This window comes from Candidatus Tisiphia endosymbiont of Nemotelus uliginosus (assembly GCF_964264755.1).
GTDB lineage: Bacteria > Pseudomonadota > Alphaproteobacteria > Rickettsiales > Rickettsiaceae > Tisiphia.
On sequence record NZ_OZ183481.1, the window covers coordinates 1112926 to 1126685 of the forward strand.

At 33.2% G+C, this 13760-nt stretch carries 8 protein-coding genes; 1 reads left to right on the plus strand and 7 read right to left on the minus strand.

Annotated features, from left to right (window positions below):
• Window positions 1-381: 381 nt before the first annotated feature.
• Window positions 382-4017 carry a DNA polymerase III subunit alpha gene (gene dnaE / locus ACFELW_RS05675; protein ID WP_375329902.1) on the minus strand — a complete coding sequence of 1212 codons (3636 nt, stop codon included), beginning with the start codon at window positions 4015-4017 and terminating at the stop codon, window positions 382-384.
• A complete protein-coding gene (locus ACFELW_RS05680; RefSeq protein WP_375330528.1) occupies window positions 4007-5311 on the minus strand; it encodes a UDP-glucose dehydrogenase family protein in 1305 nt (434 codons plus the stop codon). Before ACFELW_RS05680 ends, dnaE begins: the two co-directional genes overlap by 11 nt.
• Window positions 5312-5858: 547 nt before the next feature.
• Here ACFELW_RS05680 and ACFELW_RS05685 point away from each other — a divergent pair.
• Complete coding sequence (locus tag ACFELW_RS05685; protein WP_375329903.1) at window positions 5859-8318, plus strand: palindromic element RPE1 domain-containing protein; 2460 nt, start codon at window positions 5859-5861, stop codon at window positions 8316-8318.
• Window positions 8319-8580: 262 nt separating this feature from the next.
• Here ACFELW_RS05685 and ACFELW_RS05690 read toward each other — a convergent pair whose 3' ends face one another.
• From ACFELW_RS05690 to pyrH, 5 genes are all read right to left on the minus strand, one after another.
• On the minus strand, window positions 8581-10077 hold the full coding sequence (locus tag ACFELW_RS05690; RefSeq protein ID WP_375329904.1) for an NADH-quinone oxidoreductase subunit M: 1497 nt from the start codon (window positions 10075-10077) through the stop codon (window positions 8581-8583).
• 20 nt (window positions 10078-10097) lie between these two features.
• The gene (gatA, locus tag ACFELW_RS05695) at window positions 10098-11588 is read right to left on the minus strand and encodes an Asp-tRNA(Asn)/Glu-tRNA(Gln) amidotransferase subunit GatA (RefSeq protein WP_375329905.1); all 1491 of its coding nucleotides are present in this window, start codon (window positions 11586-11588) and stop codon (window positions 10098-10100) included.
• Between the two features lie 3 nt (window positions 11589-11591).
• Complete coding sequence (gene gatC, locus ACFELW_RS05700) at window positions 11592-11894, minus strand: Asp-tRNA(Asn)/Glu-tRNA(Gln) amidotransferase subunit GatC (protein ID WP_094649006.1); 303 nt, start codon at window positions 11892-11894, stop codon at window positions 11592-11594.
• 256 nt (window positions 11895-12150) lie between these two features.
• A complete protein-coding gene (gene frr, locus ACFELW_RS05705) occupies window positions 12151-12711 on the minus strand; it encodes a ribosome recycling factor (protein WP_094649316.1) in 561 nt (186 codons plus the stop codon).
• A gap of 5 nt (window positions 12712-12716) precedes the next feature.
• Entirely contained in the window at window positions 12717-13433 is a 717-nt protein-coding gene (pyrH, locus tag ACFELW_RS05710) for a UMP kinase (RefSeq protein ID WP_341759333.1), read from the minus strand.
• Between the last annotated feature and the right edge of the window lie 327 nt (window positions 13434-13760).

Sequence of the window (13760 nt, forward strand, 5' to 3'; positions counted from 1 at the left end):
TATCACGAAAACTTATAATTCCAAATTGTATAATTTATAATTGATATTTATCTAAATAATTTCTTCTTTTTTTAAAAAATTGTGTTATCATTATTTTACTTACTAGCTTTTTTATAAGTGACTTAATAATTAGTTTTGCTTAGTTATTTCCGACTCCTAGCTTATAGTACCCTACAATTTTTTATTTATTTTCTTATGATGAGTAAAAAAGCTGACTGCTGAGCATCATGGCTCAGAGCTACTTTAGTAGCGACAAAGCAATCCATAAGAATTAGTATAGATACATCAAGATTATATGGATTGCTTCGTCGTGCGGTTTTCGCACTCCTCGCAATGACGTTTTATGCTGTTTAATACTTATAGAATAAAAATTGTAGGGTACTATGTCCCTAGCTTTGCAGAACATGACGTAAATTGATTGAGAAATTCAAAATCTTCAGTTTCTAGAGACAAAATCTCTGGTAAACATATTTTAGCTGTAAAGTTATTATCTATACTAACCTTAAGCAATAAAATTATTCTGATATTATTACGTTCAGGGTTAATACGTTTTTTCAGCAAATCGACTATTTGACATAATTCAGAATGATTTTGTGGGTATAGTTTTATCTCTAATCGCTCTTCATTTATTATATCATCAATAGTTGCGAAACTTTTAGCGATTAGTCTTATTCCTCCAGCGTCTTTAAACAAATCACAACTCACTACCACTAAACTTTGAACATCGAGTAAATGAACGAAATTCTTTAATATTTCTTCACTATAAATAGTCAGTTCAAAAATGCCAAATTGATCAGATAGTTGTAAAGTGATAAATCTGCCGCGAGATGACATACGTGAATCTTTTTTTTGTATTACACCAGCTATCCTTATCTGACTTGAACCATCTAGAAAGTCATTTTGTAGGTTAATTGAAGTCGAAATATTAAGCCGGGATAGCAAATCTTGATGTTTTGATAATGGATGTAATGTAATAAACAGCCCTAATACCTCAAATTCATAGCAAGATGCAGTATTATTATCCAGTGGTTCTGCGTCAATTAAAACTTGCTGATTTATGGAACTTACCTTAATCAGACTAAATTGATCAGAAGTTTTTTCAGCATGATAGGAAGAAGCATAAGCTAGAAGTTTAGAGATACTTAATAATAACTGATTACGATTAGAATGTAGTGTATCAAAACATCCAGCTTTAATAAGATTTTCTAATAATTTTCGATTAATTGATTTAAGCGGTAGCCTTTCAATAACATCTATAATATTTTTAAATTTACCATTTTTAACTCGTTCTTCTACTAATATTCTAGCAAAATCAACCGTAACGCTTTTAATAGCAGCTAGGGCATAAATTAGACCTCCTGCATAAGCCAATCTAGTTGGTGATTTTGTCGTCGAAACTCGCCTTCGCTCCTCACGTACGTCTATGTACGCTGCGGTGCTCGGCTTCGTTTCTTCTAAAAATCCCTCAACTATTTTTGACTTATGCAGAAGGTCTGTTATAGATTTAGGCTCAACATACTCTTCAGCTTCTTGTGATGTAGCTATAGTACTAAAATAACCAGAGGAAAGATTGATATTAGGAGGGATAATAGCAATGTTATTATTTTTGGCTTCTTGAATGAATAGATTGATTTTATCATGGTTATTTAGTTCAAGATTTAAGCACACTACCAAGAATTCAGCTGGGAAATTAGCTTTCAGATAGGCTGTTTGATAAGATATTACTCCATAAGCTGATGCGTGGGCTTTATTAAAACCATAGCTAGCAAATTTAGCTACCGTTGCAAAAATGGATTGGGCTTGCTGACGTGAGATACCTTTGGCTATTGCCCCTTTCACAAAACTTTCTTCTTGTTCTGCCATTTCGGATTTTATTTTTTTCCCCATAGCTTTACGAAGTATATCTGCTCCACCTAAACTATAGCCTGCCATTTCTTTGGCAATTTCTAAGACCTGTTCTTGATAGATAATAACTCCATAAGTTTCTTCTAGAATTGGTTTAAGCATCTCATGCAGGTAATCCGGTTGTTGCAAACCATGTTTACAAGCAATATAAGTTGGGATGTTCTCCATCGGACCAGGACGGTATAACGCTCCTAACGCTATTATATCTTGAATGGAGTCAGGTTTAAGACGCCTTAAACTATCCTGCATTCCGTTGCTTTCAAATTGGAATACCCCAATAGTTCGACCACTACATAGCATTTCATAAGTTTTTTGATCATCAAATAGCATATTAGTAAAATCAATATTTATGTTCTGCTCTTTTAGCAGTTCTAAACATTTAGTAATGACAGTTAGAGTTTGCAGTCCTAAAAAATCAAATTTAATTAAACCAGCAATCTCAGCATATTTCATCGAATATTGTACTACTAACATATCCGAGTTTAGGTCTTTATAAACCGGTAATATTTCTACTAAATCTTTGCCAGCTATCACAATTCCTGCTGCATGAGTAGAAGCATGTCTATTAAGCCCCTCAAGTACTAAAGATGTGTCCAGAACTTGTTTGATCAGCTCCTCTTGACCATCTAAATTATACAAACCTTCACCACGTGCTGCTATGCTTAACTCCTTTATTTCCTTAATAGCCTGATTTAGTGTAACAGGAGAAACAGCATTAAATGGTACAAGATCAGTTAAATATTCAGCATATTTATAAGGTAAACCAAGAACTCGTGAGACATCTTTGATCACAGCTTTTGCTTGCATCTTACCAAAAGTGATGATTTGTCCAACTTTGTTATCCCCATATTTAGAACATACGTAATTTATAACTTCCCCTCGTCGCTCTTGACAAAAGTCAATATCAAAATCTGGCATTGATATACGTTCTGGGTTAAGAAAACGCTCAAATAATAGACCGAACTTAAGAGGATCAAGATCAGTGATTAAAAGACTCCACGCAACTACTGATCCTACCCCAGAACCTCTACCAGGACCTACCATAATACCTTGTTGCTTGCTCCATTTTATAAAATCAGAAACTATCAGGAAATAGCCAGAAAAATCCATTCGACAAATGATATCTAGTTCATAATTAAGACGAGTTAAATATTGCTGTTTAACATCTTCCTGCTGATCTATGGCAATATTTTCTCGTTTAAATTTTGTAGCAAGTCTTAATAGTAATCCGGCTGTCGATTCTTTTTTAATTATGTCTACTTCATTAATATTTAGACTAGAGAAATTTGGTAACATTGGTGGATTAGCATGTGCCATAAAATAGCATCTTTGGGCTAAATGTACCGTATTCTGTACAGCATTAGGTAAATCACTAAAAAGTTCTAGCATTTCTTTTGGTGATTTAAAATAACATTCGTTACTTACCTTTTTACGATCCTCCACTTCTTTACTAACCCCAGTAGATATACATAATAATACGTCATGGGCATCATGCATATTAACATCACTAAACAATACTTTATTGGTAGCAACTAGTGGAATACCAAGATTACTGGCTATTTTTATATAACTTTCTTCTATAGATTGTTCTACTGCTAGATTATGTCGCATAATCTCAAAATAGAAACGATCAGCAAAAATGCTTTGTAGCTTAGTTGCCCAAAAAATGGCTAATTCCTCATCCTTAGCAATAAGACTTTTACCAATTATACCATCAGTATAACCGGATAAAATAATCAGCCCTTCCTGGTACTTAACTAAATCATCAAAAGTAATATGATTGCAAATTTTACGATCATTTTTAGTAAAACTATCACTAACCGCCTTTAGCAGATTCTTGTAACCAATTTCATCCTTGGCAATAAGCATAATTTCACAAAAACTATTCTCGGTAAAAGCAATATTTACAATTGCCGCATTTATAGGTTGTATTCCTGCTTTACAGCTAGCTAGAGCAAATTCTAACGAGCCAAATAAATTCCCCCTATCGGCTAAACAAATGGCTGGTATTTTATGCAATTTAGCTAATTCCACTATACGATCAATTGTTAAAGCACTCTCAAGAAATGAATATGAGCTTTGTACTCTTAAGTGAATGAAATCAAACTGCATCTTTTATACCAATAAGATAATATTTAAATCCAAGAGCCTTTAGCATATCTCCATCAAGAATATGCCTGAGATCAAGAATTATAGGAGATTTAACTTGATGGCGAATAAGCGACCAATCTAAATCTTTAAACTCCGACCATTCGGTAGCCACTATAATTATATCACTATTTTTGCATGCACTAAGTGCTGAATCAGCAAAAAATACATTTTTTACTTCTTTTTTAGCATTATTCATACCTACCGGATCGAAGACTCTAATATTTGCTCCTTTATCAACTAAGATTTTGACGATCTTAATAGCTGGACTCTCTCTAACATCATCCGTACCAGCCTTAAAAGTCAGGCCCAATACACTAATAACTCTATTATGTAAATCGTTGCCTATGATATCATGAATTTTATCTACCATATCATATGGTCTCTGATAATTACTATTTATAACAGAATTAACTATTTGAAAATTACATTGATAATGTTTAGCTATTTGTCCAAGTGCTAACATATCCTTAGGAAAACATGAGCCACCAAATCCGGGCCCAATATTTAAAAATTCTTTACCTATTCTCTTATCCAGTCCAACCCCACAAGACAGGTCTTTAGTATTTGCTCCCATTTTCTCGCATAAATTTGCCATCTCATTAATAAAAGCAATTTTGGTCGCTAAGAAAGCGTTTGAGACATATTTAGTAAGTTCTGCAGTAACCAAATCAGTACTTACCATAGGTATATTTTTGGTAATCAAAGGTCGATATATCTCTTTTAGTAAATCTTCTGCCTGTTTATTATTGGTGCCAATTAATATTCTATCAGGGTTTAAAAAATCCTCTATAGCAGTACCTTCTCTAAGAAATTCAGGATTTGAAGCAACGGAAAATTTAAAATTCTTGTTATTTAAATAATCAATAATTTGGTTACATGTTGTTGGAGGTACAGTCGATTTTATAATAATCAAACAATCATCTTTAATCCATGGGCATAAATTATCGATAGCAGTAAATATATATTGTAAATCAGCTTTTCCTGAAGGTAGAGACGGTGTTCCTACCGTAATAAATACCGCTTGTGAATTTTGTAATTCAGCCGAATAGCTAGCTGTAAATTGTAACTTACCAGATTTTACTAATGGCGGTAAATATTCAGCTAGTTTTGGTTCATAAATTGGTAAAATATTTTTTTTTAATTGGTCGATCTTAGAAATATCACTATCTAAACAAGTAACGTCGTGTCCTAGGTAACTCATCATTACGCCAGATACTAGCCCAACGTAACCAGTACCTATAACATGAAGTTTAATATTCATTAATTATCCTTATATACTTAGTGCAACAACTTTGTTATGCTATAATGCTATATTTAGGAGGTTGCCTCCTAACCCGATGTCATTGCGAGCGAACGTATGTGAGCGTGGCAATCCATGAAGTTTGTCATATGGATTGCTTCGTTGCCGCAAGGCGGCTCCTCGCAATGACGTTTGGGTAATTAGTATACGTCATTGCGAGAGGGCATAAGCCTCCGAAGCAATCCATTTCTGATCACTTTTTTGGGTTGTTTTATCACTACTAAAGTAGCTCTTCGCAATGACGTTTGGCTAAAAGTATACATTAATTGACCAAATACTAAATAATAAAATGATGCTCATTAAAAGATTTTTCATCAGCCTAAGCGTAATAGTTTGTATAGTTGTAGTAACTTTAAGTTTATTAATATTAAGCGGGAGTAAAGGGTATTTAGATAAGCCTATTAAGAGGGCAATAGAATTTTACCTCGATAAAAAAAATACCAAAATACGAATTGGTAATTTACAGATAAGAAATAACATTTTGTCAATCGATAAAATATTTATGGATTTAGCACATAACACCAAAAGTGAGATTAGCGACTTCAAAATCAGTTTTTTTATTGATGATATAAGAAACAAACCATTGCTTGTTAGTATTGTTGATATAGATAGTTTTTCCTTAATTTCTAAAGATAATCAACCTATAATAGATACTAAAATATCTGCTAAGTATATTGTAGATTTTTTTGAAAATAAGATTGAAACACAGTTAAACCTAAGTCCTATAAAAAATATTACTTTGCTCGATAGTTATGGTAAGAAATTACCGAAGGGGGAAGGGCTTTGTTCTTATGAAAGTAAAATTTCTACAGCTTCGAAGAAGTTAATCAATTGCAAATTAACATTTGGTGAACAAGCATATCTATCATTCAATAGTATCTTGGATGGTAGCATAATTCAAGCTAATGGTAATGTTGAAAATATTCCTATAATGATTTATCAGATTGCTGAGAAAATTATCCCTGATAATCAAGTAATTTTATTTTTACAGGAATATATTAAAGATGGTTATATCAGAAATGGAGAATTTGATATTAATTTTGATAAAAATTCTTTAGAAAACAATAGACCTCTTGCAAAACTCGCTTATGCTGAGGAATTTGAAGGAGACGCGGAACGCAGAACCGCAGCGTACTCTAGTGTACGTGAGGATTCGAGTACCGCATCGACGTCCAAATTACCAGCAGAAGTAGAGTTAGGCAAGAGGTCTAATATTTCTCTAGTAAAAGCCAAGCTGCATGTCGTAGACCTTGAATATAAATACGATGCAGATTTTCCATCTTTAAGAAAAATTGATACAGATATTACTATATCTGGAGCCTCGGTTAAGTTTATACTGAATCGTGCATATAGCGGTAACAGCCTTATTTCCAATGGAGTAATAACCTTTGATTGGCAAGGGATGGATAAATCTAATTTTGTCATCAGTGCCATAGCTAAGGGACCGGGTATCGACCTAATTGATTTTATGTCAAATGAGGATTATAACCAAGTAAAAAAACAAGGAATTGACCTTAGAAAAATTACTGGCACCGCTAATTCAAAAATTGGCATAATAATACCGATTAGTCCAGTTATAAAAAATACCTATGACATCTCTACGATAATAACTGGAGTAAATGCTAAAGCATTTAGTGACAATATCATACTAAAGAATGCAAAAATAACCGGAACATTTAATGGTGATAAGCTAAACTTAATAGGTACAGGTAAAATTAATGACTATGACAGTAATTTTACCTATCAATATAATATTGATAATAATAACCATGATGATTATCAGCATCTATTAAAAGTAAAAACTACTATTGTCGGTAATAACCAGAAATTTGGTATATTCAAGTTAATTTCAGGTAGTAGTATCCTAGATTTTGAATATAAAGAGCAACGAAATAACAGAGGTCAATCTAATACCGGCTTCATTAAAGCTAATGCTAATCTCAAAAATTTGGAATTTTATATTGATAAAATATCTATACATAAAAAGCTTTCTGATGAAGCTAAACTTGTGTTAACTGGTAAGTTATATGATGGTCTAAAAGGTGATATTAATTTTGACCTTTCAGGAGCAAATAACTTAAAAATAGTTGGCAAGGCTAAAGTGCAAGATACTAAGTATGATGTTACTTTACCGATTATTGCTTATGGTACAACTGATCTAGTAGGAAAATTACTTGTAGGTAAAGATAGCTTAAATGCTGAAATTCAGGGGAAACGACTAGATCTGTCTGGGTCTAATATGATGCAATTTTTAGAAAAAGAAGGGGAACCACAAAATATTCATCTAAGAGTTGATATAGATAGGGTAAGGTTAAAAAATAATATAATGCTTGATAAGCTTAATTTACAAATTGATTGTGATAAAATAAAATGCTTTTCTGGTTCTTTAAATTCAAAAATTGGCACTAAGTCTTTTAAAATGCTACTTACAGAAAAAAAGGATATAGAACAATGGATAGTTACCTGTGATAATGCTGGAGCTCTATTTAGAGGTATTGGCATGTATAATAACATGAAATCTGGTATTATAAATCTAACACTTGATACAAAAAGACATGAGGTTAAGAAGGGCGAAATAATACCAATCTTAGATGGGACATTTGACATAAAACGTTTTGTTATTACTGATATGTCTTTTCTAACTAGAATGGTATCATTTGTTTCGTTTCCAGGTTTTATGAGTTTTATATTAAATAATAAGGATATCTTGTTTAATAATATGACAGGTAGCTTTAGTTATATAGGTAATACCGTAAGTATTGCTAAGACATCAGCTACTGGACCATTTTTTGATTTTACCATGAAAGGTACAATTGATACTAATAAACACCAAATAAAGCTTAAAGGTAATGTAATACCTTCTTTCTTTTTTGCTAGTACCATTATCACTAAAATACCAATAATTGGTAAAGTATTTTCAAAGGTTGCTCCTTATTCTGTAGAGTTAAAATATAAGGAGTAAAACTATAAACGTCATTGTGAGGATGCATATGCCGGCGAAGCAATCCATTCCTGACTATTTTTTGGATTGCCGTGTCGCTGCAAAGTGGCTCCTCGCTAATAGACGATTGTGAGGTTGGTTGCTTCATCGGCATACGCATACTTGCAATGACGTTTTGTACTTTAACTTTCTTTCCATGAACTATAGTTAATTCAGGAAAATTTGGTGTTAGGAGAGACGAGTAACAACGTCACCAATTTCTCATCAATTGACTATATCACAACTATTTTACAACATAAAATAATTGTAACAAAATCTTGTGAATTGACACATCAAGCATATTGATAATTGCATTTGGTAGCAAACCTAAGTAAATTATTGTTATACATAATGGTATAATTGCAATCATTTCATAGAGATATAAATCTTTAAAGCTTGCAACCTGAACATTAGTAATTTGTCCTAGCATTACTTCTTTGTAAAGTTTTAGCATATAAACAGCTCCAAGAATAATACCAACAGCACTTATTATAGCTAGCACTATATTGGCTTGATAAATACCTATTAAACTTAAAAATTCTCCTATAAAACCGCTAGTGCCTGGTAAACCTATAGAGCCAAGCATGGCAATCATAAACAAAGTGGCAAGTATTGGCATTTTATTTGCTACACCACCATATTGGTCTATTTCCTTAGTATGCAATCTGTCATATAAAGTACCAACTATCAAAAACAAAGTAGATGCTACCACACCATGACTAATCATTTGATATATTGCCCCCTTAATTCCCACTTCTGTCAAACTAAAAATCCCAGCAGTAACATAGCCCATATGAGCTATTGATGAATAAGCTATCATCTTTTTCATATCTCTTTGAGCTAGTGCCACTAATGAACCATATATTACAGCAAATATACTCAGCACTAATACATAAAATGCAAATTCTTTTGATATATTTGGAAACATTGGTAATGACACTCGTAAAAAACCATATGCTCCAAGTTTTAATAATATCCCAGCCAAAATGACAGACCCAGCAGTTGGTGCTTGTACGTGTGCATCAGGAAGCCATGTGTGGAATGGTAGCATAGGCACTTTTACCGCGAAGGCTATAAAGATTGCCAACCATAAAACTCTCTGCACCGATAATGCTAATAAAGGTATTGATTCGTTCAGAACAAGCATATTAAAGCTGTGAACTTGGCTATAAATATATAGCAACGACAATAAGAAAAATACCGAACCAAAGAAAGTATAGAGGAAGAACTTTACAGCCGCATAGACTCTATTTTCACCTCCCCAAATTCCTATAATTAGATACATCGGGATTAATATTACTTCAAAAAATAAGTAAAATAATAGTAAATTCATTGAGGAAAAAGCCCCAATGCAAAAAGATTCAATTAATAAAAAACAAAACAAAAATTCTTTAATATATTTTTTGACGGTAAATAGACTAGCTATAATACAGATAAGGGTTAAAAAGCTGGTCAAAACAACAAAAAATACTGAAATTCCATCGACTCCAATGTGGAATTCAAGACCTATATATTGAACCCAATTATAGCATTCGACAAATTGATAAAGTTTTGATGTACTATCAAATTGAACTAATAAACAAATAGTAGCTATTAATGTTAGTACAGAGCTTAAAACTGCAACATATATCGCATAAACTTGTTTATTAACCGACCTACTCTGTCTAATAAACAGCAGAATATATAATGCACTTAGTAAAGGCAAGAAAATGCTTATTGATAAGATCGGTAAATCTGACATTCTAAACTCTAATAATCCAATTAACTCCGTTTATTAGAATATATAAAACTAATATTTTTCGAACCACGCTCAATTGCTGCTGCTACCTTTAAAGTATTATATTCATCAAGGGCTTTGCCTATTACTTGCATCCCAAGAGGTAATCCTCTAGAAGATAAAGCAGCTGGTACAGAACAACAAGGAAGACCGGCAAGACTAGCTGGAATAGTAAATAAATCGTTTAAATACATTGTCACAGGATTATCTTGTTTCTCACCTAAGTTAAAGGCTTCGGATGGGGCAGATGGCAAAATTATTGCTTCAACTCGCCCAAAAGCTTTGTTAAAATCATCTGAAATCAAGCGTCTTATTTTTTGTGCTTTTAAATAATAAGCATCCATAAGAGTAGATGAAAGCAAATAAGTACCAATCATAATACGTCTTTTAACTTCAGAGCCAAAACCAGCACTCCTTGTTTTTTGATACATTTCTTCAATAGATACTCCATCATTTTCTGCCCTAAAACCATATCTTACACCATCATATCTTGATAAATTAGATGAGGTTTCAGCAGGTGCTATCACATAATATGCAGATAGTGCATATTTAGAATATGGTAATGAAATATCAATAATTTCTACCCCATCATTTTTAAGAATATCAATAGTATTTTGCCACATCTTAATAATGTCAGGTTGTATACCCTGTTTTCTCATAAAATCAAATGGAACGCCTATCTTCATATTTTTTACACTAGCATTACATGCTGACCTTAGTTGTGGTACCTCGGAGTCGATAGAAGTAGAATCCTTCTCATCAAATCCCATCATGGCTTGTAGCATTAAAGCGTTATCTTCAACAGTTCTTGTAAGCACGCCAGCTTGGTCAAGCGAACTAGCAAAAGCAATCATCCCATATCTAGAACATCGACCATATGTTGGTTTGAATCCGACAACTCCGGTATAACTGGCAGGTTGACGAACAGAGCCACCTGTATCACTTCCAAGAGCTGCCATAGCTAAAAAAGCACTAACAGAAGCTGATGCTCCCCCAGAAGACCCCCCTGGAACTAGTGGAGTGGAAGGTGCGTCTACAGCCTTCCAAGGACTAATAACATTGCCGAAATAGCTGGTAATATTAGCAGAACCCATGGCAAATTCATCCATATTAGTCTTACCAAGCATTATTGTACCATGCTCTTGCACTTTATTACTTACAGTCGATTCGTATGTTGGTATAAATTTACTAAGCATTCTTGAGCCTGCAGTAGTTAGCACTCCTTTTGTGCAAAAAAGATCTTTTACAGAGATGGGAATTCCTTCTAATGACTTTTCTATTCCTTTATGGTAATTTTGATCAGCAATTTTAGCTTGCTGTAAAGCCGTATCTGTAGTTTCAGTAATATAGGCATTCAGCTCTTTATGCTTATCCATTTCTGCAATATGAGCTTTAGTTAGCTCAACACATGAGAATTCTTTGCTCTTTAGTGCTTTCAGGGCTTGGGTTATGGTTAATTTTACAATTTCTGACATATTTTACTCTACTACTTTTGGTACTACAAAACATTTTACTTCTCTGGCAAGTTCTGCTTTATCATTTGGTAAGTTAGCAAATAACTCATCAGAGAGATCACCATACAATACTTGATCTTTTCGCATTCTTTGGTTCATACCACAAACTGAAGTAAGTGGTTGAACGTTACTACAATCTACATCGTTTAAAATGTTAATCATATTCATGATCTCAGTCAGTTGCTGGGAAAAACTATTTATTTCCTCTTTACTAAAATCAAACCTAGCAAGTTTTGCTATTCTTTGTACTTCTTCATTTGTAATCATTATATACCTAAATATTTACAGTCAATGTTGTTTAAAATAATATTATAGCATGAAATATATCTACACTAATAGCATGAAGTCATTTTTTAAGAATAATTATACTTATTTTGCATTGGACGATTACGTAACTTATCCAATACGTCAAAATGATGCAAAGCAAATTGTAAGTTGTCATTCCCACCCACTATGGTAATTCCCGCTTCGGTACGGAATCTAGATACCTGCTTACGCAGGTATGACACTGAATTGAATATACTTAAACAGTCATTATTTCTTGTTCTTTTTGCTTAACATGCGAGTCGACTTTATTACTATACTCATCAGTTAATTTTTGGATTTCTTCTGAAAAATTATGATGTTCGTCCTTAGTTATGATATTGTCTTTTTCTGACTTTTTTAACTCCTCATTACCGTCCCTTCTGATATTACGCAATGCAATTTTAGTATTTTCTCCATATTTGTGAGCAAATTTAACAAGCTCTTTGCGACGTTCTTCAGTAAGTAATGGAATGGTAATTCTGACTAATTGCCCATCTGATGATGGATTTAGACCTAGATTTGCATCAGTAATGGCTTTTTCTACAGCTTTTATCATAGATTTATCCCACACTTGCACCGTGATAGTCCTGGCATCTGGAGTAGAAAGACTTGCTACTTGTGACAAAGGCATTTTATCTCCATAGGCTTCAACCAATACCGGATCAAGTAAATTAACTGAAGCTCGACCAGTTCTGAGTCCCTTAAGTTCGTGATCCAATATTTTTAACGAGCTATCCATTTTTGATTGTAACTCTTTATATATAGTTGTTTTATCCATATCTATTAATCTTCTTGAATTTTTGTATACTCACCTTTTCCTTGCAGTACTTTTGCAAAGTTACCTTTCTCTCTAATTGAAAATACCTTAATTGGCAAGTTATTTTCTCTAGCCACTGCAACGGCAGCAATATCCATAACTTGTAAGTTCTCTTTTAGAAGATCAGTATAACTGATAGTGGAATATTTTACTGCATTAGGGTTTTTCGTTGGATCGGAATCATATACACCATTAACTTTAGTGCCTTTTAATAATAAATCACAACTCATTTCAATGGCTCTTAGGACACCCGCACTATCGGTAGTGCAAAATGGATTACCAGTTCCGCCGGAAAAAATTACTACTCTACCTTTTTCTATATGTCTTTTTGCTTTACGACGTATATAAGGCTCACAAATACTCATCATGGGGATTGCTGAAAGAACTCTAGTATGAACACCTAAACTTTCCATAATATTTTGTAAAGTAAGTGCATTTATTACCGTACCAAGCATGCCAATATAATCACCGGCAGCTCTTTCAATACCAAATGCAGAATTAGTTCCACGATAAATATTACCACCGCCAACAACCACACATACCTGTACACCAATATCTATTGCTTCCTTTATATCCTCAGCAATCCTTAATATTACAGAATATTCGTGACCAAATTGCTTATCACCCATTAAGGCTTCACCAGAAACTTTTAGCAAGACCCGTTTATATTTCAAATATGACATAAATTTTACATTTTTGTTAAATTTTGATTTCTATAAATTCTCTATACAAACCTACTTGGTAGCTGTGGGAGGAGCCTCTTATAACTACTAAAACTAATCAAACTATTATTTTTGTCAAGTATTATAGTTGTTTTACAACTATTATAAATTTAAAAATATTAGTTTAAAACAAGGTATGATTACACTTATCAAGTTAAATATAATAGACTTCCTGCATAAGTCAAAGAAGCCCTCGAGATTTTGTTGTCGAAACTCGCCTCCGCTCCTCATATACGTTTGTGTACACGAAGGTAGCAGGCTTCGTTTCGCCTAAAAATCCCGAGGACT